We start from the raw sequence: 21554 nt of genomic DNA, 5'->3' as shown, positions 1-21554 counted from the left end.
GGCGGGGCTCATCGGTAGCGCAGGTTGTCGAGGTAGGACTGCGCGTTGCGACGGGTCTCCCCCACCGAGTCGCCGCCGAACTTCTCCAGGACGGCGTCGGCCAGCACCAGCGCGACCATCGCCTCCGCGACGATGCCGGCGGCCGGGACCGCGCAGACGTCGGAGCGCTGGTGGTGGGCGACGGTGCCCTCGCCGGTGGCGACGTCGACGGTGCGCAGCGCGCGCGGGACGGTCGCGATCGGCTTCATCGCCGCCCGGACTCGCATCACCTCGCCGGTGGTCATGCCGCCCTCGATGCCGCCGGAGCGACCGCTGACGCGGCGCAGGCCCTCGTCGGTCGCGACGATCTCGTCGTGAGCGAGGGAGCCCGGGGTCGCGGCCAGCTCGAAGCCGTCACCGACCTCGACGCCCTTGATCGCCTGGATGCCCATCAGCGCGCCGGCGAGGCGCGAGTCGAGGCGGCGGTCCCAGTGCACGTGCGAGCCGAGGCCCGGCGGGAGGTCGTGGACGACCACCTCGACGACGCCGCCGAGGGTGTCGCCGTCCTTGTGGGCCTGGTCGATGCGCGCGACCATCGCCGCGCTGGTCTCGGGGTCCAGGCAGCGCACCGGGTCGGCGTCGAGGCGCTCGACGTCACCGGGCTCGGGCAGCACGCCGGCCGGGGCGCGCACGCCGCCGAGCTCGATGACGTGGGAGACCACGCGGACCCCGAGGGCCTGCTCCAGGAAGTTGGTGGCGACCCTGCCGAGCGCCACGCGCGCGGCGGTCTCGCGCGCCGAGGCACGCTCGAGCACCGGGCGGGCGTCGTCGAAGTCGTACTTCTGCATGCCGGCCAGGTCGGCGTGGCCGGGCCGCGGCCGGGTCAGCGGCGCGTTGCGCGCCGAGCCCTCCAGCAGGGCCGGGTCGACCGGGTCGGCCGACATCACCGTCTCCCACTTGGGCCACTCGGTGTTGCCGACGTTGATCGCGACCGGACCGCCCTGGGTCCGGCCGTGACGCACGCCGCCGATGAAGGTGACCTCGTCCTGTTCGAACTTCATCCGGGCGCCGCGGCCGTAGCCGAGACGACGCCGGGCAAGGGAGTCGCGCACGTCCTCGCTGGTGATCTCGACATGGGCCGGGAGGCCTTCGAGGACAGCGACCAGGGAGGGGCCGTGGGACTCGCCCGCGGTGAGCCAACGCAGCATGGGCGCAGTCTTTCATGCCCCGCTCACGGCCCGAGCACCCTCACCCGCTGGCGAGACCCGGCAGCAGCAGCGGACCCACGAGCACACCGGCGAGCGCACCCGCCACCAGGAACGGGCCGTACGGCGAGGCGCGGCGCAGCACCTCCCGGTCACGGCGCACCAGGGCCAGCACCAGCCCCGGCACGGCGAACAGCACGAACCCGGCGTACATCCCCACGACGAGCTCGGCCCAGCCCAGCCAGCCCAGGCCGAGCCCGAGCAGCGCGGCCAGGCGCACGTCGCCGAAGCCCATCCCGGCCGAGTGCAGGCGCCACAGCAGCCAGAAGAACGTGCGGGCGACGAGCATCCCCGCGACCGGACGGACCAGGTCGGAGGGCTCGCCCAGCACCAGCGCGTCCAGCGCCACCAGCACCAGCAGCACCGCGGTCGCGGGCAGCACGAGCAGGCGCGGCAGCAGCCGGGTGCGCCAGTCGATCACCGCCAACGCCACGCACACCGACACCATCGCCGCCAACCCGACGAGCGCGGGCTCCCAGCCCACGGAGGCGCCGATCAGCGCGCCGGCGAGCGCCGACACCACCGCGGCGCGGACGGCGAGGCCCGGGGTCGCCGCGATGGCGGCGTAGGTCTCCTTCGGCGGCTCCGCCTGCTCCCCACCGGGCCCCGGGCCGGGGCCGGCGTCGAGGTCGGCGTCGAGGTCCGGGTCAGGAGCGGGCTCGGGGACCCACGCGATCAGCCGCGGCACGAGCAGCCCGCCGAGGCCGGCGAGGACGGCGCCGACGAGCGTCGCCACCAGCTCCAGCCCCGTCATCCGCGCTCACGCCCCGGCGCGCGCGGCCAGCGCCTGCTCCCCCGCGGCGCGCATCTGCGCCAGCGGGGCCGGCACGCCGGTGAACATCTCGAACTGCAGGACCGCCTGGTGCACCAGCAGGTCCAGGCCGCCGACCAGGGCGCGCCCGCTGTCGCGCGCGGCCGCGGCGAGCGGGGTCGGCCAGGGCTCGTAGAGCGCCTCGAAGACGGCGTCCGGCGCGGTGCAGCGGGCCAGCAGGTCGGGGGTCTGCGCCTCGGCCGGCACCGTCGAGACCAGCACCTCGCCGGTCGCGACGTCGTCGGCGAGCGAGCCGACCACGACCTCGGGCGCCGAGGGGTGGCGCCGGACCGCGTCCGCGGTCTCCGCGGCGCGCTCGGGCGAACGGGCCAGCAGGGTGATCCGGGACGCGCCGAGCTCACACAGCGCCAGCCCGGTCGAGGCGGCGGTCGCGCCCGCGCCGAGCACCGTGGCGGCCGTGACCGGGCCGTCGTAGCGCTCGCGCACCGCGGCGACCGCGCCGGGCAGGTCGGTGTTGTCCACCAGCGTCCGCTCCCCGCGCACCCAGGTGTTGCCCGCGCCCGCGAGCAGCGCCCGGTCGGTGACCTCGTCGGCCAGCGCCAGGACCTCCCGCTTGAGCGGCATCGTCAGCGACAGCCCGCGCCAGGTCTCGTCGAGCCCGGCGAGGAAGCCCGCGAGCCCGCCGGCCGGCACCCGGACCGCGTCGTAGGACCAGTCCAGGCCCACGGCGGCGTACCCCGCCCGGTGCAGCGTCGGCGACAGCGAGTGCGCGACGGGATCGCCGAGCACCGCGCACCGCCTCGAGGCACCCATCACCGCTCGCCCGTCAGCATGCGTCGGAGGTCTTGCAGTACTCCAGGAACTCGTTCTTGAAGGTCAGGAACTCGTCGTAGTCCTCGGTGAACTTGGTCTCGCCGGTGCGCAGGTCGACGGTGACGTAGAAGAACCACGGACCCTCGGCCGGTGCCGCCGCGGCGGCGATCGCGTCGTCACCGGGTGCCTCGATCGGGCCCGGGGGCAGCCCAGGGTAGCGCCGGGTGTTGTACGGCGAGTCGACCGCGAGGTCCTCGGAGGAGATCGCGACGCCGAGGTTGCGCCCCAGCGCGTAGTTGACCGTGGCGTCGATCTCGAGCTTGCCGTTGGTCGGGTAGCCCTCGGTCTCGAGACGGTTGTAGATGACCCGCGCGATCTTGGGCATGTCGTCACCGCGGCCCTCGGCCTCCACCAGGGAGGCGATGGTCATCAGCTCGTGCGGGGTGTAGCCGAGCCGGTCGGCGGCCTCGACGAGCCCGGCGTCCTCGGCGGCCTGCTCCCAGCGGCGCACCATCGCGCGGACCATGTCGAGCGGCTTGTCCTTGGGGCCGAACGCGTAGGTCGCCGGGAACAGGTAGCCCTCCGGGTTGCCGTCGGCGTAGTCGGGTAGGCCGATCTTGCCGGGCTGGTCGAGGACCTTCTCGAAGGCGGCGGCGGAGAAGTCGGTCTTGTCGGCGAGGATCTCCACGATGTCGACGACGCGCAGGCCCTCGGGGATCGTGACGGTCGCCGAGACGATGTTGGAGGGGTCGACCAGCACGTCGACGACGTCGCTGGCGCGCATCTGCTCCTTCAGCTCGAAGTAGCCGACCTGGATGCCGGTGGAGTCGGGGTTCGCGCTGGCCGCGGCCGTGAAGGCGTCGACGGAGGCGACCACGTCGGCGTCCTTCAGGTTGCGCCCCATCTGCGACAGCGTGTCGCCCGGGGAGACCTCGAAGAGCACCTGGCCGCTGCCGGGACCCGGGTAGTCCTCCGGGTCGCCGAACATGTCCTGGATCTTGGAGACACCGGTCGAGACGCCCCAGTAGAGCCCGCCGACCACGACGACCAGCGCCACGAGGGCGGCCAGGCAGCCGGGCAGGCGGCTGCGCTCGCGGCGCCGGCGACCGCCGGGCTGCGAGGCGGAGGTGCCGGGGACCACGGGGGTCTCGTGGGGCTCGTCGAGCGCCGCCTCGAGGGAGCCCAGGCCCTGCCTGTCCTCGGGCGCAGCGTCTCGCGAGTCGTACGGGTCGGTCATGTCGTCTCCTCGACGATCTCGCCGGGCGCGGTCCCCGTCGCGCGCTCGGTGTCCAGTGCATGTTGCAAGATCAGGACCGCGGCGGCCTGGTCGACCACCGCACGGCGCTTGCTCCCGCTTCGCCCTCGGTCGCGCAGCATAGCCTCCGCGGACACCGTGGTCAGCCGCTCGTCGACGAGTCGCACCGGTGTCGGCGCGATCCGGGCCGCGAGCGCGCGGGCGAACTCGCGGGTCTTCACCGCCGCGGGGCCCTCCCCGCCGCCGAGCGAGCGGGGCAGCCCGACGACCACCTCCACGACCTCGGATTCCTCCGCGATCTCCGCGAGCAGCCGGCGGATCCGGGCGAGGTCGCCCTTGCCGCGCCGTACCGTCTCGACGGGGGTCGCCAGGAAGCCCGACGGGTCGCTGCGGGCGACCCCGATGCGCGCGTCACCGGGGTCGATGCCGAGGCGTACGCCGTGCCGCACGCCTCAGGCCCCGCTCACCGTCCGCGCAACCTCCGCGCCGACCACCCCGAGGGCCTCGTCGACCCGGCTGGTGTCGGTGCCGCCGCCCTGGGCGACGTCGTCCTTGCCGCCGCCCTTGCCGCCGACCAGCGGGCCGACCGCGCGGACCAGCGCGTTGGCGCTCAGGCCACGCTCGCGGGCGGCCTCGTTGGTGGTCGCGACCACGGAGACCTTGCCGTCCGCGATGCCCATCACCACGACCACGGCCGGGCGACCGGCCCCGAGGCGGCTGCGGATGTCCATGGCCAGGGTGCGGACGTCGCCGCCCCCGGCACCGTCGACGCGGTGGGCGACGAGCGCCACGCCGGCGACGTCCTGCGCGCCGGCGGCGAGCTCGCCCGCGGCGGCCAGGATCTGGGCCAGGCGGGCCTTCTCGACCTCCTTCTCCGCGGCCTTGAGCCGGTCCACCAGCTCCGAGACGCGGCCGACGAGGTCGTCGGGCTGGGCCTTCAGCAGGCCGGTGAGCTGGCCGACCACGTCGCGCTCGCGGGCGAGGTAGGCGAAGCCCTCCAGGCCGGTGAACGCCTCGATGCGCCGGTTGCCCGACCCGACCGAGGACTCGCCGGTCACCACGAGGGTGCCGATCTGCGAGGAGTGGTCCACGTGCGTGCCGCCGCAGAGCTCGCGCGACCAGGGGCCGCCGATCTCGACGACGCGCACCTTGGTGTCGTCGTAGGTCTCGCCGAACAGGGCGATCGCGCCCCACTCCTTGGCCTCGGCGAGCGTCATGTACTGCCAGCCGACCGGGAGGTCCGCGCGCAGCGCCTCGTTGGAGACCTGCTCGATGTCGCGCACCTGGCCCGGGGTCAGCCCCTGGGTCCAGCCGAAGTCGAGGCGCAGGTAGCCGGGACGGTTGTAGGAGCCGGACTGCAGGGCACTGGGGCCGAGCACCTGGCGCAGCGCGGCGTGCACCACGTGGGTGCCCGAGTGCGCCTGGCGGGCGCCGGTGCGCCACTCGGCGTCGACCTTGGCGTGCAGGGGGCGGTCGGGGTCGAGCTCGCCCTCCAGCACGCGCACCTGGTGCACGACCAGGCCGCGCACCGGGCGCTGCACGTCGAGCACCTCCAGCTTGCCACCGTCGAACTCGATGACGCCGGCGTCGGCGGCCTGACCACCGGACTCGGCGTAGAACGGCGTGCGGTCCAGGACCAGCTCGCCGACCTCGCCCTCGCTCAGCGAGGAGGCCCGCTCGCCGCCGCGCAGGACCGCGAGCGCGCGGGACTCGGTCTCGAGGGTCTCGTAGGCGAGCCACTCGGTGGGGCCGTTGGCGTCGAGGATGCCGCGGTAGACGCCGGTGTCGGCGTGCTGGCCCTTCTTGGCGCGCGCGTCGGCCTTGGCCCGCTCACGCTGCTCGGCCATCAGCGAGCGGAAGCCCTGCTCGTCGACGCTCAGCCCGGCCTCGGAGGCCATCTCCAGGGTCAGGTCGATCGGGAAGCCATAGGTGTCGTGCAGGGCGAACGCCTTCGCGCCGGCCAGCGTCGTCGACCCGCTGCTGCGGACCTCCTGCGCGGCCTGGTCGAAGATCTGGGTGCCGGCCGCGAGGGTCTTGCGGAACGCGTCCTCCTCGGCGTACGCCACCCGGGAGATGCGCTCGAAGCCGCTCTCCAGCTCGGGGTAGGACACCTTCATCCTGCTCATCGACACCGGGAGCAGCTCCGGCAGCGCGCGGTCCTCGAAACCGAGCAGGCGCATCGAGCGCACGGCACGGCGCAGCAGACGGCGCAGCACGTAGCCACGGCCCTCGTTGCCGGGGGTGACGCCGTCGCCGATCAGCATCAGGGCGCTGCGCACGTGGTCGGCGACCACGCGGAAGCGGACGTCGTCCTGCTCGTTCGCGCCGTACGCGCGCCCGGTCAGCTCGCTGGCGCGCTCGATGACGGGGAAGACCTCGTCGATCTCGTACATGTTCTGCTTGCCCTGGAGCAGGTAGGCGACGCGCTCCAGGCCCATGCCGGTGTCGATGTTCTGCGCGGGCAGCGGGCCCTCGACGTCGAAGTCGTCCTTGGCGCGCACGGCGCTCAGCGACTCCTGCATGAAGACCAGGTTCCAGATCTCCAGGAACCGGTCCTCGTCGGCGTTCGGGCCGCCGTCGGGGCCGTACTCCGGGCCGCGGTCGACGTAGATCTCCGAGCAGGGGCCACCCGGTCCGGGCACGCCCATGTTCCAGTAGTTGTCCTTGAGCCCGCGCTCCTGGATCCGCTCCTCGGGCAGGCCGGCGACCTCGCGCCACAGCTGCTTGGCCTCGGTGTCGCTGGGCAGCACCGTCACCCAGATCTTCTCCGGGTCGAAGCCCAGTCCGCCGTCCTCGACGGAGCCGGTGATCAGCTCCCAGGCGAAGCGGATGGCGCCCTCCTTGAAGTAGTCGCCGAAGGAGAAGTTGCCGCACATCTGGAAGAACGTGCCGTGCCGGGTGGTCTTGCCGACCTCCTCGATGTCGAGGGTCCGCACGCACTTCTGCACGCTCACCGCGCGGTCGTACGGCGCGGTCTCCTGGCCCAGGAAGTACGGCTTGAACGGCACCATGCCGGCGTTGACGAACAGCAGGTTGGGGTCGTCCAGCAGCAGCGAGGCGGACGGGACCACGGTGTGGGCGTGCCGCTCGAAGTGGGCGACGAACCGCCGTCGGATCTCCGCGGTCTCCATCAGGTGGTGCCTCTCTCTAGCCGTGCAGTCTCGGGTCGGGAATCGGTGGGAAGCGTGGGTGCGGCCGGTGTGCCGCCGGTGCGGGGTGGGGCGAGCGCCGGGGGCCCGGTCACCAGGCCGAGCCGCTCACGGACGACGGGCTCGGCCTCGGCGGCGCCCTGAGCGACCTCCTGGCGCAGCAACCGGGCCCCGGCGACCAGGCCGTTGACCCGGTCCCGCATCCCGTCGGCGCTCAGCGCCTCCGCGGCGCGGCGCCCGCGCACGGCGGCATACAGACCGGCACCGGCGCCGGCGACGAACCACAGCCCGCGGCTCACGACGCGACCTCCGTGGTGTCGTCCAGCGCGGCACGCTGGTGGGCGCGGTAGAAGGCGATCGCCTCACGGGTCTCCGCGCGGCGGTGCTTGCGCGAGCGCTTGACCTCGCGCTTGTACTCGAAGCGGATCCGGTTGCGGGTCTCCGGTGCCAGCGCACGGCGTACGCCGGCGGCCAGCGTGGCGCCGCGCACGACGCTCTCGCGCAGCACCATGTCGGCGAAGAGCCGCGCGGGCACCGTCGGCACCGCGTCGGCGCGCTCCACGGCGCGGGTGTCCGGCTCCTCGCCGGCCTCGGCCTCGTGGCCCAGCCCGGTGATCACGAACTCCCGGTCCTCGCGGGTGACCTGCTGCGGTGCGGCGGCGCGGGCGAGCGCCTCCACCTGGGCGCGCAGCGCCTCGGTCTCGGCGCGCGCGGCGTCCAGCCCGGCGACCGTGCGGCGGCGTCCGCGCACGATGGTGAGGACCAGGGCGAGGACCAGCGCGACGAGCACGGCGACGAGCGCCACGACGGCCCAGGCCGGCACGTTCCACTGCTCAGTCACAAGCGTTGACCCTATCGCGCAACGTGCCGCGTCCCTCAGCCACGGTGCCTGCCGCGGATCATCCGGCGCACCCGCTCCCAGCGCTCCTTGATCGGGCCCTCGGCACCGAGCGAGGTCGGGCGGTAGTACGCCGCGTCAGCGACGACGTCCGGGGCGTACTGCTGCTCGGCGATGCCGAACGGCTCGTCGTGGCTGTACTTGTAGCCCTTGCCGTGGCCGAGGTCCTTGGCGCCGCCGTAGTGCGCGTCGCGCAGGTGCGGTGGGACCGGTCCGACCTTGCCGGCCTTGACGTCCCCGATGGCGGAGAAGATCGCCGTGGTCACCGCGTTGGACTTCGGCGCGACCGCGAGCGCGATGGTCGCGTGGGCCAGGGTCAGCTGTGCCTCGGGCATGCCGATGAGCTGCACGGTCTGGGCCGCCGCCACCGCGGTCTGCAACGCCTGCGGGTCGGCCAGCCCGATGTCCTCGGAGGCCAGGATCAGCAGCCGGCGGGCGATGAACCGGGGGTCCTCGCCGGCGACGATCATCCGCGCCAGGTAGTGCAGGGCGGCGTCCGCGTCGGAGCCGCGCACCGACTTGATGAACGCGCTGGTCACGTCGTAGTGCTGGTCGCCCTGACGGTCGTAGCGCACCGCCGCCTGGTCGACCGCCAGCTCCGCGGTCGCCAGGTCCACCACGATCGGCTCGTCGCCGGGGCTGGTCGAGCTCGTCGAGACCGCCGCGCCCGTCGCGGCCTCCAGGTAGGTCAGCGAACGGCGCGCGTCGCCGCCGGCGAGACGCACCAGGTGCTCCAGCGCGTCGTCCTCCACGACAAAGCGGCCCGCCAGGCCGCGCTCGTCGACGAGGGCCTGGCGCATCACGGCGCGCACGTCGTCGTCGGTGAGCGACTCCAGGCGCAGCAGCAGGCTGCGCGAGAGCAGCGGGGAGATCACCGAGAAGAACGGGTTCTCCGTCGTGGCGGCCACCAGCGTCACCCAGCGGTTCTCCACGCCGGGGAGCAGCGCGTCCTGCTGGGCCTTGCTGAAGCGGTGCACCTCGTCGACGAAGAGCACCGTCTCGCGCCCGGTCGCGACCAGCTCGGCGCGGGCGGAGTCGATCGCCGCCCGGACCTCCTTGACGCCCGCGGAGACCGCGGAGACCTCCACGAAGCGGCGGTCGGTCTGCTGGCTGACGATCGAGGCGATCGTGGTCTTGCCGGTGCCGGGAGGACCCCACAGCAGCAGCGACATCGACTGCTCGTTCTCGATCAGCTGGCGCAGCGGCGCCCCGGGGGCACGCAGCTGCTCCTGGCCGACGAGCTCGTCCAGGGTGCGGGGCCGCATCCGCACCGCGAGCGGCGCCGAGGCGTGGGTGTTCGCCGTCAGCGATCCCCCGCCACTGGCCCCGCCGGAGCGGGGCACGTCGAAGAGACCGTCCACGCAACGAGCCTACGCACCGCGGCGGGGGCGTACGTCGTACGCCCCCGCGACGCGGTGGATCAGGCGCCCACCATCGAGCGGCGCTCGACGTCGAACCAGCGGTCGTTGAAGCCGGGGCCCTCGCCCAGGTCGGCGGCCGGGCCGGCGCCGGGCTGGGGGTTGCCGCGGTCGTCCACGCCGAGCAGGCCGGCGGTCGAGGGGGTCGCCGGCGCCTGGCCCAGCGGGGCCGGGAAGTGGCAGGCGACCTTGTGGCGCGGGCCGATCTGCAGCAGCGGCGGCTCGACCTTGGCGCAGATCTCCTGCGCCAGGTGGCAGCGGGTGCGGAAGCGGCAGCCCGAGGGCGGGTTGATCGGCGAGGGCACGTCGCCCTCGAGACGGATCCGCTCGCGGCGACCGCCGATGGCCGCCTGCTTCACGTCCGGCACCGCCGAGAGCAGCGCCTGCGTGTACGGGTGGTGCGGACGCGAGTACAGCGTCTCGCGGTCGGCGATCTCGACGATCTTGCCGAGGTACATCACCGCGACCTCGGGGCAGAAGTGCCGGACCACGGCGAGGTCGTGGGCGATGAACAGGAACGCGATGTTGAACTCGCGCTGCAGGTCCTGCAGCAGGTTCACCACCTGGGCCTGGATCGACACGTCGAGGGCCGAGACCGGCTCGTCCGCGACGAGCACCTTCGGGTTCAGCGTCAGCGCGCGGGCGATGCCGATGCGCTGGCGCTGGCCGCCGGAGAACTCGTTCGGGTAGCGGTTGTAGTGCTCGGGGTTCAGGCCGACGACCTCGAGGAGCTCCTTGACCCGGTCCTTGATCTGGTTCTTCGGCACGATGTTGTGCACCGCGAGCGGCGCACCCACGATCGCGCCGACCGTGTGGCGCGGGTTCAACGAGGTGTAGGGGTCCTGGAAGATCATCTGCACGTTGCGGCGCAGCGGCTTCAGCGAGCGGTTCGAGAGCTGGGCGATGTCCCGGCCCTCGAAGTTGATCGCACCACCGGTCGGCTTGTAGAGCCGGGTGATCAGGCGACCGGTCGTGGACTTGCCGCAGCCGGACTCCCCCACCAGGCCGAGGGCGCCGCCCTCGGGGACCTGGAAGGAGATGCCGTCGACGGCCTGCACGTGGCCGACCGTGCGGCGCACCAGCCCGGAGGCCTTCACCGGGAACCACATGCGCAGGTTGTCGACCTCGAGCACGGGACGCTTGGAGGTGTCCAGGCGGGTGGCGGTGTGGCCGTGGGCCACCGCCTCGGCGAAGGTCTCCGCCTGCGGGCGCTGGGCCTCGAGGATCGGGTCGGAGACCTCGGGGGTCTTGTCGTCGGACATCAGTTCTCCTCGACCAGTTCAGGGGCGATCTCCGGCAGGACCTCCTGCTGGTAGATCGCTACGGGGTCGGCCAGGTGACAGCGCTTGAGGTGGCCTTGGCCGATGGTCGCGGGCAGCAGGGCAGGCATCTCGGTGCGGCACAGGTCACCCGGCACCTTGTCGCGGTGGGTGCACCGCGGGTGGAACGCACAGCCGCTCGGCGGGTTCACCAGGCTCGGCGGGTTGCCCGGGATCGGGATCAGCCGCGCGTCGGTGTCGGCCGTGACGTCCGGGACGCTGGAGAGCAGCCCCCACGTGTACGGCATCTCCGGGTGGGTCAGCAGCTGCTTGGTCGTGCCGTGCTCCACGGCGCGGCCGGCATACATCACCAGCACCTCGTCGGCCATCTCGGCGATCACGCCGAGGTCGTGGGTGATGATGATGACCGCGGAGTCGAACTCCGCCTGCAGGTCCTGCAGCAGGTCCAGGATCTGGGCCTGCACCGTCACGTCGAGCGCGGTGGTGGGCTCGTCGGCGATCAGCAGCGAGGGGTCGTTGATCAGGCCCATCGCGATCATGGCGCGCTGGCGCATGCCGCCGGAGAACTGGTGCGGATAGTCGTCGACCCGCTTGTCGGGCTGCGGGATGCCGACCCGGTCCAGCATCTCGATCGCCTTGCGGCGCGCGTCGCGCTTGGACGCCGAGTGGTGGTGGGCGCGGTACGCCTCCGCCAGCTGGCCGCCGACCTTGTAGAAGGGATGCAGCGCGGCGAGCGCGTCCTGGAAGATCATCGAGACCTTGTTGCCGCGCAGCGCGCGCATGGTCGACTCGGACGCGCCGACGATCTCCTGGTCGCCGATCTTGATCGACCCGGTGATCTGCGAGCGCTTCGGGTCGTGCAGGCCCAGCACGGCGAGGCTGGACACGGACTTGCCGGAGCCGGACTCGCCGACGATGCCGAGGGTCTGACCGCGCGCGACGCTGTAGCTCAGCCCGCTGACCGCGGTGATCTGTCCTTCCTCGGTCGGGAACTTCACCGTCAGGTCGTCGACGACGAGGAACGGATCGGACGTGCTCACGCGGGACTCCGTCTGGGGGGTGGACTGGCCGGGGGTGGGGATGTGGCTCACGACAGCCTCACCCGCGGGTCGAGGGCGCTGTAGACGAGGTCGACGAGCAGGTTGCACACGATCATCACCACCGCGCCGAACAGCGCGGTCGCCTGGACCACCGGCAGGTCCTTGTCACCGACGGCGAGCAGCGCCCACAGCCCGATGCCCTGGATGTCGAAGATCCGCTCGGTGAAGATCGTGCCGACGAGCAGGGTGCCGAGGTCGATGCCGAAGATGGTCACGATCGGCACCATCGCGGCGCGCAGGCCGTGGCGGTAGACCACGGTGCGGGTCGGCAGGCCCTTCGCCCGCGCGGTGCGGATGTAGTCCTCGCTGAGCGCCTCGATCATCGAGCCGCGTGCGAAACGGGTGTACTGGGTCGATCCGAAGATGCCCAGCGCCAGCCACGGGAGCAACAGGCCCGCCGCCCACTTGGCCGGGTTCTCGGAGAGTGGCACATAACCAGTGTCGCTCAACCCCGGAACCTGCCAGACGATCGTGACGTAGAGCCACAGCATCAGCGCGAACAGGTAGTACGGGACCGAGCTGAGCACCAGGAAGGTCGAGACGAGCGCCTTGTCGGTGAGGGTGCCTCGCCGTCGCGCGGCGGCGATGCCGATGGGCACACCGAGGATGACGTAGAGGGCGGCGCCGCCGAAGGCGACCGAGATGGTCGCGGGCAGCCGGTCCTTCAGCTCGCCCCAGACCGGTCGGTCGGTGGCGTAGGAGAAGCCGAAACAGGGGGCGGGGCACTCCTGGGTGCGCCCGGCGATCGTGATGTCACGACCCGCCACGATCCCCTTCATGAACTTGAGGTACTCGGAGTGGATGGGGTTGTTGTAGCCCATCGACTCGGTGTAGACCTCCAGCCGCTCGGGCGTGCAGCGCTGGCTGGTCTCGAGGTTGCACAGCGGTCGTGCGGGTTCCTGGGGTCCGTACCAGAACAGGGCGAAGATCGACATCGAGACGAGGATGACGACGAAGAACCCTGCGATCAGACGCTTCACCACATAGGCGAACATCGCAGCAACATCTCCTGATTCTGGTGGTTCGTCGCACGCGGAGGTCCGGGTCTCGGGCCTCCCGGAGGAGCACGACGGATATGGGTCGGGCACGGGTGTCGGGTGGGGGCCCCGGCCCTGCGGCCAGAGTCCCCCACCCGACGGGGTCTTGCAATGCTGCTCGGGATTTCCCGATGGAGCTCAGGACGTCACGCGAGGTGACGCTGCTGTACTCAACACCTCATGAGGCAGGGCCTCACTTGGAGATGACGTACAGGTCCTTGTAGTTCGGGGCACCGATGGCACCGTCACCGAAGAAGTTCCCGATCCGGGTTCCGTGGGTGAACAGGTCGTTGCGGTACGCCGTGGGGATGATCGGGAAGTCCGTGGTCTGGATCTCCTCGTCGAGGGCACCCCAGGCGTCGGCCTGCTCCTCAGCCGGAAGCAGCGAGATCTCGTCCATCTTCTTGTCGATGGCCGGGTTCGAGTAGCCACCGGTGTTGTAGACCGCACCGGTACGCAGCAGCGACGGGAGCATGGTCAGGCCAGACGGCCAGTCGGAGCACCAGTTGACGCCACGCAGGGTGAGCTTCTTGTTGGTGGCGTTGTTCGGGTCGAGCCAGATGTCGTACGGGTCGACCTGCACCGGGATGGCCTGGACGTCGAAGCCGGCCTCCTCGAAACCGCGAACCAGCTGGTCGTTGGTCTTGACCGCCAGCGGGTCGGGTTCGTAGTAGATCATCACGATCTTGAACGGGTTCGACTCGTCGTAGCCCTCTTCGGCGAGGAGCTCCTTGGCCTTCTCCGGGTTGAACTCGGTGGGCTCGCCCAGCGGGTTGTAGTCGGGCTTGCCGGCCATGCCGGGGGGCATGATCGAGTTCGCGGGCACGCGGGTCACGCCGGGCACCTGGCCACCGGCGAGCCAGCTGGCTTCGTAGTCGATGGCCAGCGCCATCGCCTGGCGCACGCCCTTCGTGGTCTTGTCGTAGACCGGGTACTGGAAGCTCGTGCACTGCGAGGACTGCTGGACCATGCGGTCACCGAGCTCGCTGGCGGCCTTCTGGTAGTTCACCGAGTCCAGGTCCGTCGAGATGACGGTCTCCGAGGCGGTGTTGCCGCTCAGCAGGATCTGGTCGGTCTGCGCCGGGTCAGCGTTGAACTTGAAGGTGTAGCTGTCCGGGTACTGGTGGCGGCCCGGGTCGGTCGCGGGGTCCCACTGCTCGTTCTTCACCAGGACCAGCTCGTCGGTCGGGGTGAAGGACTCGATCTTGTAGGGACCGGTCGCGAGCGGGTCGCGGCCGTACTTCGGCGGCGCGGCAGCCTCACCGAGCGGGGCGGGACCGATCGCCATGAAGGCGCCCCACCAGTCCATGTCCGGGAACGGCTCGGCCATCTTGATGGTCACGTCGCGGCCGTTGACCTCGACGCCCTTGTAGGGCTGACCGGAGGTGTAGGGCCCCTCGTAGGTCGTGCCGTCGAGGAAGTAGTGGCGGGAGTACTCGGTGCCGGGGCCGCTCGGGAACGCCTCGGCGTCGAGCGTCCGGGAGATGCCGAAGGCAAGCTCCTCGGGGGTGATGTCCTTGCCGTTCTCCCACTTCACGCCCTCACGCAGGGTGAAGGTCCACTCGGTGAAGTCCTCGTTCGGCGTACCGAGGTCGGTGGCGAGGTCGGGGATGAGCTCCATCCCACCGGTCTCCGGGTTCCGCGCGTACTGCGTCAGGGACCGGTTGGTCAGCGCCTGCTGGATCGAGTTGCCGGTCACCGACCAGCCCTCGGCCGGCTCGAGCGTGCTCGGACCGGGGTCGCCAGGGAGGTAGACGGTGATGTCCCCGCCCTCGGTGGCGTCCTCGATCTCGTACGCCGGGCCCTCGGCACGGTCCGGGTTCTTGACGATCTCGTCCGCGGCCGCGTACTCGCGGTCGTCGTTGGCGGCACCACCGTTGTTGTCCCCACCGTCGCCGCCACCACAGGCAGCGAGGGTGAGCATCGAGGCCCCGACGAGCAGCGCAAGGGGCTTGCTTCGCCTCATTGAATCAGCCTTTCTTCCTTGATCGCGTCACCGCGGTTCACGGTCGACGACGTAGCGGAGCCCGGTCAGCGCCGGGTCTTGGGATCGAGCGCGTCGCGGATCGCATCGCCGAGCAGGTTCAGCGCGACGACGAGCAGGACGATGCCCAGCAGCGGCTCGTAGAGGTAGAGGGGGTAGGTCTGGAAGTAGTCGGTGGCGTTGGAGATGATCTGCCCCCACGACTTGCCGTCGGTGACGCCCAGGCCGAGGAACGACAGACCGGCCTCCGCGGCGACGAACGTCGGCAGCATCAGCGAGACCGACACGACGATCGGCGCGACCAGGTTGGGGAGCAGCTCGCGGACCAGGATCCGGCGCGTCGGCATGCCGAGCACCCGGGCGGCCTGGATGAAGTCGCGCTCGCGCAGCGACAGCACCTCGCCGCGGATCAGGCGCGCGATCGACATCCAGCCGAACATCGCGAGCACCGTGATCAGCGTCCAGCGCTGGATCGTCGGGTAGTTCGGCTCCGCGCCGAACCGCTCGCTGATGATCGGGGCGATGGTCAGCGCCGCGAGCAGGAACGGGACGGTCAGGAAGAAGTCGATGAAGAAGGAGATGATCCGGTCGACCATGCCGCCGGCGTACCCGGCCAGCAGGCCGAGGGTGACGCCGACGACCGAGGCGACCAGGGTGGCCAGCGCCGCGATCATCATCGAGGTCTGGGCGCCCGCGAGCCAGTAGGCCAGGTTGTCCGAGGCGGTGCCCGGCGCGATGCCGAAGGGGTGCTCGGGGTCGAAGCCGTTGTTCGGCGGGCCGATCAGCGGCAGGCCGCCGCCGAGCTGGTCGATCAGGCCGATCGGGCGGACCGTGTCGGTCGTGACGCCGAAGAGCTTCATCAGGGCGTCGGCGAAGACCGCGATCAGCGCGAAGAGCACGACCACGATCAGGCACAGGACGGCGACCTTGTCGTGCAGCAGCCGGCTGAGGGCGATCTGGATCGGCGACTTGCCGACGATCGAGCCCTTGCCCTTACCGCCGCCCGCGGGCCCACCGTCCACCGGCTCGTCGCTGAGGTGACCCAGCGTCTCGGTGGAAACCGGAGGCAGCGACATTCTCTTCCAATCTGGGTACTGGAAATGAAATCAACACGGGCGACGCGCCTGTCGACGCGCCGCCCGTGACTCTATGTGACTTGCTCTGCCACGGCGGTCACCCGTGAGTAACGATCTGGTCTCGACCACCGGGCTGCTGTCCTGTGGATCAGCCTTCTGCCGGGACGTCCTTCGCCGGCGGGGCGTCCACCCCGGCCTCCTTGCGCTGCTGCGCGGTGATCGGGGCCGGTGCTGCGGTGAGGGGGTCGAAGCCGGCACCGGACTTCGGGAAGGCGATCACGTCGCGGATCGAGTCCGCGCCGGACAGGATCGCGACGATCCGGTCCATGCCGACCGCGATGCCGCCGTGCGGGGGCGCGCCGAACTTGAAGGCGTCGAGCAGGAAGCCGAACTTCTCCTGGGCCTCGTCCGGGCCGATGCCCATGACCTCGAAGACGCGCTTCTGCACGTCCTCACGGTGGATACGGATCGACCCGCCGCCCAGCTCGGAGCCGTTGCAGACGATGTCGTAGGCGTAGGCCAGCGCCGAGCCCGGGTCGGACTCGAAGGTGTCGAGGAACTCCGGCTTCGGGCTGGTGAACGCGTGGTGCACCGCCGTCCAGGCACCGGCGCCCACGGCGACGTCGCCGCTGGCGACCGCGTCGTCGGCCGGCTCGAAGAGCGGCGCGTCGACGACCCAGGTGAAGGCGAAGGCGTCCTCGTCGATCAGCCCGCAGCGCTGGCCGATCTCCAGGCGCGCGGCACCGAGCAGCGCGCGGCTGCTCTTCGGCGTGCCGGCGGCGAAGAAGATGCAGTCGCCGGGCTGGGCGCCGGTGTGCGCGGCGAGGCCGGCCTTCTCGGTCTCGGAGAGGTTCTTGGCGACCGGGCCGCCGAGCTCGCCCTCGGCGGAGATCGTGACGTAGGCCAGGCCCTTGGCGCCGCGCTGCTTGGCCCACTCCTGCCAGGCGTCGAACTGGCGACGCGGCTGGCTGGCGCCGCCGGGCATGACGACCGCGCCGACGTACGGCGCCTGGAAGACCCGGAAGGTCGTCTCGGCGAAGTACTCGGTGCAGTCGACGAGCTCCTGGCCCATCCGCAGGTCGGGCTTGTCGGAGCCGAAGCGCGCCATCGCGTCGGCGTAGGTGATCCGCGGGATCGGACGAGGGATCTCGTGGCCCTCGAGCGCCCAGATGGCGGCCAGGACCTCCTCCATCAGCGCGATCACGTCGTCCTGGTCCACGAAGCTCATCTCGATGTCGAGCTGGGTGAACTCCGGCTGGCGGTCGGCGCGGAAGTCCTCGTCTCGGTAGCAGCGCGCGATCTGGTAGTAGCGCTCCATGCCGCCGACCATCAGCAGCTGCTTGAACAGCTGGGGGCTCTGCGGCAGGGCGTACCAGCTGCCCGGGTGCAGGCGGGCCGGCACCAGGAAGTCGCGCGCGCCCTCGGGGGTGGAGCGCGTGAGGGTCGGCGTCTCGATCTCGACGAACTCGTGGCGGTCGAGCACGTCGCGCGCGGCCTTGTTGATCTTGCTGCGCAGGCGCAGGATCCGGTTGGGCTCGCTGCGGCGCAGGTCGAGGTAGCGGTACTTCAGGCGGGTCTCCTCCCCCACCTCGCCGCCCTTCGACGTCGCGGCGTCGTCGATCGGGAACGGCAGGGGCGCGGCGGTGCTGAGCACCTCCACGTCGGTGGCGACGACCTCGATCTCGCCGGTGGCCAGGTTGGGGTTCTCGTTGCCGGCCAGGCGGGCGGTGACCTCACCGGTGATCTTGAGGCAGTACTCGTTGCGCAGGCTGTGGGCGATCTCCTCGTCGCGGACGACGACCTGGACGACGCCACTGGCCTCGCGCAGGTCGAGGAACGCCACGCCGCCGTGATCGCGCCGGCGCGCCACCCACCCGGCGAGGGTGACGGTCTGGCCGACGTGCTCGGCGCGCAGGGCGCCGGCGTCATGGGTGCGGATCACGAGAGGGACTCCTTGGTCTGGTGCTGCTGGGTGAGGTGGGTGACGAGCTCGGCGAGCGGTACGGCGACCTGCTCCCCGCTCGCCATGGTCTTGACCTGCGCGACGCCGGCGTCGAGGTCGCGCTCGCCGAGGACCACCACGGCGGGGGCGCCGGAGCGGTCGGCGGACTTCATCGCGCCCTTGAGGCCGCGCTCGCCGAACACCTGGTCGGTGCGCAGGCCCGCGGCGCGCAGTTGGGCGACCAGCGCGGGGGCGGCGGTGCGCCCCGCGGCGCCGAGCGGTACGACGTACACGTCGAGGGCGGAGGCGGGGCCGACCTGGACGCCCTCGGCCTGGCAGGCCAGGAAGGTGCGGTCCAGGCCGAGGCCGAAGCCGATGCCGGACAGCTCCTGGCCGCCGAGGTCGGCCATCAGGCCGTCGTAGCGCCCGCCACCGCCGATGCCCGACTGGGCGCCGAGGCCGTCGTGGACGAACTCGAAGGTGGTGCGGGTGTAGTAGTCGAGCCCGCGCACCATCCGCGGGTTCACGACATAGGCGGTGCCGTGCTCGTCGAGCAGGCGGCGCACGGCGGCGAAGTGCTCGGCACAGGCCTCGCAGAGGTGGTCCAGCATCAGCGGGGCGTCCGCGAGCTGGGCGATCACCTCGGGCCGCTTGTCGTCCAGGACGCGCAGCGGGTTGATGCGGGCGCGCTCGCGGGTCGCCTCGTCGAGGTCGAGGCCGTCGAGGAAGGCGACCAGCGCCTCGCGGTACGGCGGGCGGCACTCGCGGCAGCCCAGCGAGGTGAGCTCGAGGCGGTAGCCGGTGAGCCCGAGGGAGCGGTAGCCCTGGTCGGCGATCGTGACCACCTCGGCGTCCAGCGCTGGGTCGTCGGAGCCGATCGCCTCGACGCCGAACTGCTGGAGCTGGCGGTAGCGACCGTGCTGGGGGCGCTCGGCGCGGAAGAACGGGCCGGTGTACCAGAGCTTCACCGGCAGCTGGCCGCGGTCGAGGCGGTGCTCGATCACGCTGCGCATCACGCCGGCGGTGCCCTCGGGGCGCAGGGTCAGGGAGCGGTCGCCGCGGTCGGTGAAGGTGTACATCTCCTTGGAGACCACGTCGGTGGACTCCCCCACCCCGCGCACGTACAGCGCGGTGTCCTCGAAGATCGGGAGCTCGATGTAGCCGTAGCCGGCCAGCACCGCGGGGCGCGCGAGCGCCTCGCGGACGGCCAGCCAGGCGCCCGACTCGGGTGGGAGGTACTCCGGGACGCCCTTGGGCGCCGCGAGGGTGTCGGACATCTTCTTCACAGACCTCGGGTGACTCGGCCCGCGTCGCCACTCTCGAGGAGGTCGCGCAGGTAGGGGTTGGTCGCGCGCTCACGACCGATGGACGTCTGCTCGCCGTGACCGGGCAGCACGACGATGTCGTCGGGCAGGGTCAGCACCTTGTCGGCGAGGCTGCGCAGGATGGTGGGGTGGTCGCCGCCGGGCAGGTCGGTGCGACCGATGGAGCCCGCGAAGAGCAGGTCCCCCGAGAACATCACCTCGGAGATCTCCGGCTGCGCGTCGTACGGCGTACGGAAGGTGACCGAGCCCTGGGTGTGCCCCGGGGTGTGGTCGACGACGAAGCGCAGGCCGGCGAGCTCGAGCTCCTGGCCGTCGCCGAGCTCGCGTACGTCGTCGGGCTCGGCCCACTCGTGCTTCGCGCCCAGCAGCATCTGGGTGGTCTCGCGCGACATGCCGGCCATCGGGTCGGTCAGCAGGTGCCGGTCGGCCGGGTGGATCCACGCGGTCGCGTCGTAGGTGCCGGCGACCGGCGCGACGCACCACATGTGGTCGACGTGGCCGTGGGTGACGAGCACGGCGACCGGCTTGAGCCGATGCTCGCGGACCACCTCCGCCACGCCGGCGGCGGCGTCCTTGCCCGGGTCGATGACCACGCACTCGGTGCCGGGACCGGTGGCGGCGACATAGCAGTTCGTGCCCCACGGACCCGCGGGGAAGCCGGCGATCAACACTCCGCCACACTATCGAGGCGGGCCCATCTGCGCCTCATCGGCTGCACGCCGCGGACCGAGGGCCCCCGCCGGACGGCTGTGACGACTAGCATGGCGCCTGCGTGTCCGACACCAGCGAAGAGGAACACCAGTGACGAGCCATGAGTGGGGCCGGGTCGACGACGACGGCACCGTCTACGTCAGGACCGCCGACGGCGAGCGATCGGTCGGTCAGTACCCCGAGGGCACCCCGGAGGAGGCCCTGGCGTTCTTCACCGAGCGCTACGCAGCGCTCGCCTTCGAGGTCGAGCTCCTGGAGAAGCGCGTGCAGTCCGGCGTGCTGTCCCCCGAGGAGGCCGTCGAGTCGGTGAAGACCGTGCGAGCGCAGGTCAGCGACGCCAACGCGGTCGGCGACCTCGCCGCCCTCGGTGCGCGTCTCGACGCGCTCCGACCGGTCATCGCCGCTCAGCGCGAGGCCCGCCGCAAGGAGAAGGCCCAGCGCACCGCCGAGACCCGGGCGGCCAAGGAGAACGTCGTCGCCGAGGCCGAGCGCCTCGCCGAGGGCACCGACTGGCGCAACGGCGCGAACCGGCTGCGCGACCTGCTCGCCGAGTGGAAGGCGCTGCCGCGCATCGACCGCAGCTCCGACGACGCCCTGTGGCGCCGGTTCTCCACCGCGCGCACGGCGTACACCCGCCGGCGCAAGGCGCACTTCGCGGAGCAGAACGAGAAGCGCGAGAGCGCACGCGCCATCAAGGAGCGCCTCGTCGTGGAGGCCGAGGCGGTGCAGGACTCCACCGACTGGGGTCTCACCGCCGGCCGCTACCGCGACCTGATGCGCGACTGGAAGGCCGCCGGTCCCGCCCCGAAGGACGTCGACGACGCCCTGTGGAAGCGGTTCCGTGCCGCGCAGGACCACTTCTTCGGGGCCCGGGACGCCGCGAACGCCGCGCTCGACGAGGAGTTCGCCGCCAACGCCGTGGTCAAGGAGGAGATCCTGGTCGAGGCCGAGGCGCTGCTGCCGATCGAGGACCTGGACGCCGCGAAGCGTGCCTTCCGCGACCTCGCCGACCGCTGGGACGCCGCCGGCAAGGTGCCGCGCGACCGGATGAAGGACCTCGAGGGTCGCTTCCGCAAGGTCGAGCAGGCGCTGCGCGCGGTCGAGGACGAGCAGTGGCGTCGCTCCGACCCGGAGAAGTCCGCGCGTGCCGAGGACCTCGTCGCCAAGCTCGAGGCCGCCATCGCCCAGGTCGAGGCCGAGCTGGACAAGGCCCGCAGCGCCGGGCAGGAGAAGAAGGTCCGCGAGCTCGAGGAGAACCTCGTCTCGCGCCAGTCCTTCCTGGAGATGGCCCGGCGCGCCAGCGCCGACTACTCCGGCTGACCCCGCGTTCGACGAAGAACCCCCGACCCTGAGGGTCGGGGGTTCTTTCGTTGAGTCGAGGGTTCTGACGGTCGAGTCGAGAGTTCTGACCACTCGAGTCGAGGGCGAGGTCAACCGGTGTTAGCAACGGTCAGGCTGCTGGCCGGTTGGCCAGCAGCTGGTCCAGCGCTTGGGCTGGGGTCCGCATGTCGAGGGTAGGACGTGGTCGTGCGTTGAGGCTCGCGGCGACC

At 71.7% G+C, this 21554-nt stretch carries 18 protein-coding genes; 1 reads left to right on the top strand and 17 read right to left on the bottom strand.

The window, feature by feature from the left end:
- Window positions 1-8 precede the first annotated feature (8 nt).
- From aroC to HOQ23_RS05095, 17 genes are all read right to left on the bottom strand, one after another.
- Entirely contained in the window at window positions 9-1187 is a 1179-nt protein-coding gene (gene aroC / locus HOQ23_RS05175) for a chorismate synthase (protein WP_172212514.1), read from the bottom strand.
- A gap of 40 nt (window positions 1188-1227) precedes the next feature.
- Window positions 1228-1998 (bottom strand): prepilin peptidase, encoded by a 771-nt coding sequence (locus HOQ23_RS05170; RefSeq protein ID WP_172212512.1) that lies wholly within the window; start codon window positions 1996-1998, stop codon window positions 1228-1230.
- Window positions 1999-2004: 6 nt separating this feature from the next.
- Window positions 2005-2829, bottom strand: coding sequence for a shikimate dehydrogenase (locus HOQ23_RS05165; RefSeq protein WP_172212510.1), 825 nt, complete (start codon window positions 2827-2829; stop codon window positions 2005-2007).
- Between the two features lie 13 nt (window positions 2830-2842).
- Entirely contained in the window at window positions 2843-4066 is a 1224-nt protein-coding gene (mltG, locus tag HOQ23_RS05160) for an endolytic transglycosylase MltG (RefSeq protein WP_172212508.1), read from the bottom strand.
- The gene (gene ruvX, locus HOQ23_RS05155) at window positions 4063-4533 is read right to left on the bottom strand and encodes a Holliday junction resolvase RuvX (protein WP_172212506.1); all 471 of its coding nucleotides are present in this window, start codon (window positions 4531-4533) and stop codon (window positions 4063-4065) included. The genes mltG and ruvX overlap by 4 nt, the downstream gene beginning before the upstream one ends.
- Before the next feature lie 3 nt (window positions 4534-4536).
- Entirely contained in the window at window positions 4537-7215 is a 2679-nt protein-coding gene (alaS, locus tag HOQ23_RS05150) for an alanine--tRNA ligase (protein ID WP_172212504.1), read from the bottom strand.
- Complete coding sequence (locus tag HOQ23_RS05145) at window positions 7215-7532, bottom strand: DUF6167 family protein (protein WP_172212502.1); 318 nt, start codon at window positions 7530-7532, stop codon at window positions 7215-7217. Before HOQ23_RS05145 ends, alaS begins: the two co-directional genes overlap by 1 nt.
- Window positions 7529-8074 (bottom strand): hypothetical protein, encoded by a 546-nt coding sequence (locus HOQ23_RS05140; RefSeq protein WP_172212500.1) that lies wholly within the window; start codon window positions 8072-8074, stop codon window positions 7529-7531. Before HOQ23_RS05140 ends, HOQ23_RS05145 begins: the two co-directional genes overlap by 4 nt.
- Window positions 8075-8109: 35 nt before the next feature.
- Window positions 8110-9492: a replication-associated recombination protein A gene (locus HOQ23_RS05135; RefSeq protein WP_172212498.1), complete on the bottom strand. Its 1383-nt coding sequence runs from the start codon at window positions 9490-9492 to the stop codon at window positions 8110-8112.
- Between the two features lie 59 nt (window positions 9493-9551).
- Window positions 9552-10811 (bottom strand): ABC transporter ATP-binding protein, encoded by a 1260-nt coding sequence (locus tag HOQ23_RS05130; RefSeq protein ID WP_172212496.1) that lies wholly within the window; start codon window positions 10809-10811, stop codon window positions 9552-9554.
- On the bottom strand, window positions 10811-11869 hold the full coding sequence (locus tag HOQ23_RS05125) for an ABC transporter ATP-binding protein (RefSeq protein WP_172212494.1): 1059 nt from the start codon (window positions 11867-11869) through the stop codon (window positions 10811-10813). The genes HOQ23_RS05130 and HOQ23_RS05125 overlap by 1 nt, the downstream gene beginning before the upstream one ends.
- Before the next feature lie 47 nt (window positions 11870-11916).
- The gene (locus HOQ23_RS05120) at window positions 11917-12924 is read right to left on the bottom strand and encodes an ABC transporter permease (RefSeq protein ID WP_172212492.1); all 1008 of its coding nucleotides are present in this window, start codon (window positions 12922-12924) and stop codon (window positions 11917-11919) included.
- Window positions 12925-13159: 235 nt separating this feature from the next.
- Window positions 13160-14932 (bottom strand): ABC transporter substrate-binding protein, encoded by a 1773-nt coding sequence (locus HOQ23_RS05115; protein WP_172212490.1) that lies wholly within the window; start codon window positions 14930-14932, stop codon window positions 13160-13162.
- A gap of 65 nt (window positions 14933-14997) precedes the next feature.
- A complete protein-coding gene (locus tag HOQ23_RS05110) occupies window positions 14998-16026 on the bottom strand; it encodes an ABC transporter permease (RefSeq protein ID WP_172212488.1) in 1029 nt (342 codons plus the stop codon).
- Window positions 16027-16174: 148 nt separating this feature from the next.
- Window positions 16175-17968, bottom strand: a complete 1794-nt coding sequence (gene aspS / locus HOQ23_RS05105; RefSeq protein WP_172212486.1) for an aspartate--tRNA ligase — start codon at window positions 17966-17968, stop codon at window positions 16175-16177.
- Entirely contained in the window at window positions 17965-19245 is a 1281-nt protein-coding gene (hisS, locus tag HOQ23_RS05100; RefSeq protein ID WP_172212484.1) for a histidine--tRNA ligase, read from the bottom strand. The genes aspS and hisS overlap by 4 nt, the downstream gene beginning before the upstream one ends.
- A 5-nt stretch (window positions 19246-19250) precedes the next feature.
- Window positions 19251-19964: an MBL fold metallo-hydrolase gene (locus tag HOQ23_RS05095; RefSeq protein ID WP_172212482.1), complete on the bottom strand. Its 714-nt coding sequence runs from the start codon at window positions 19962-19964 to the stop codon at window positions 19251-19253.
- Window positions 19965-20094: 130 nt separating this feature from the next.
- Between HOQ23_RS05095 and HOQ23_RS05090 the strand changes: the two genes are divergently transcribed.
- A complete protein-coding gene (locus HOQ23_RS05090; RefSeq protein ID WP_172212480.1) occupies window positions 20095-21324 on the top strand; it encodes a DUF349 domain-containing protein in 1230 nt (409 codons plus the stop codon).
- Window positions 21325-21554 lie beyond the last annotated feature (230 nt).

This window comes from Nocardioides sp. zg-DK7169, assembly GCF_013155365.1.
Lineage (GTDB): Bacteria > Actinomycetota > Actinomycetes > Propionibacteriales > Nocardioidaceae > Nocardioides.
The sequence above is the reverse complement of the archived record's forward strand: the minus strand, read 5'-3'. Positions and strand labels throughout refer to the sequence as shown.

Bases quoted from the DNA above. Each gene is read 5' to 3' on its own strand.
- aroC (WP_172212514.1), bottom strand. From the start codon at position 1,187: ATGCTGCGTTGGCTCACCGCGGGCGAGTCCCACGGCCCCTCCCTGGTC.
- HOQ23_RS05170 (WP_172212512.1), bottom strand. From the start codon at position 1,998: ATGACGGGGCTGGAGCTGGTGGCGACGCTCGTCGGCGCCGTCCTCGCC.
- HOQ23_RS05165 (WP_172212510.1), bottom strand. From the start codon at position 2,829: ATGGGTGCCTCGAGGCGGTGCGCGGTGCTCGGCGATCCCGTCGCGCAC.
- mltG (WP_172212508.1), bottom strand. From the start codon at position 4,066: ATGACCGACCCGTACGACTCGCGAGACGCTGCGCCCGAGGACAGGCAG.
- alaS (WP_172212504.1), bottom strand. From the start codon at position 7,215: ATGGAGACCGCGGAGATCCGACGGCGGTTCGTCGCCCACTTCGAGCGG.
- HOQ23_RS05130 (WP_172212496.1), bottom strand. From the start codon at position 10,811: ATGTCCGACGACAAGACCCCCGAGGTCTCCGACCCGATCCTCGAGGCC.
- HOQ23_RS05120 (WP_172212492.1), bottom strand. From the start codon at position 12,924: ATGTTCGCCTATGTGGTGAAGCGTCTGATCGCAGGGTTCTTCGTCGTC.
- HOQ23_RS05115 (WP_172212490.1), bottom strand. From the start codon at position 14,932: ATGAGGCGAAGCAAGCCCCTTGCGCTGCTCGTCGGGGCCTCGATGCTC.
- HOQ23_RS05110 (WP_172212488.1), bottom strand. From the start codon at position 16,026: ATGTCGCTGCCTCCGGTTTCCACCGAGACGCTGGGTCACCTCAGCGAC.
- hisS (WP_172212484.1), bottom strand. From the start codon at position 19,245: ATGTCCGACACCCTCGCGGCGCCCAAGGGCGTCCCGGAGTACCTCCCA.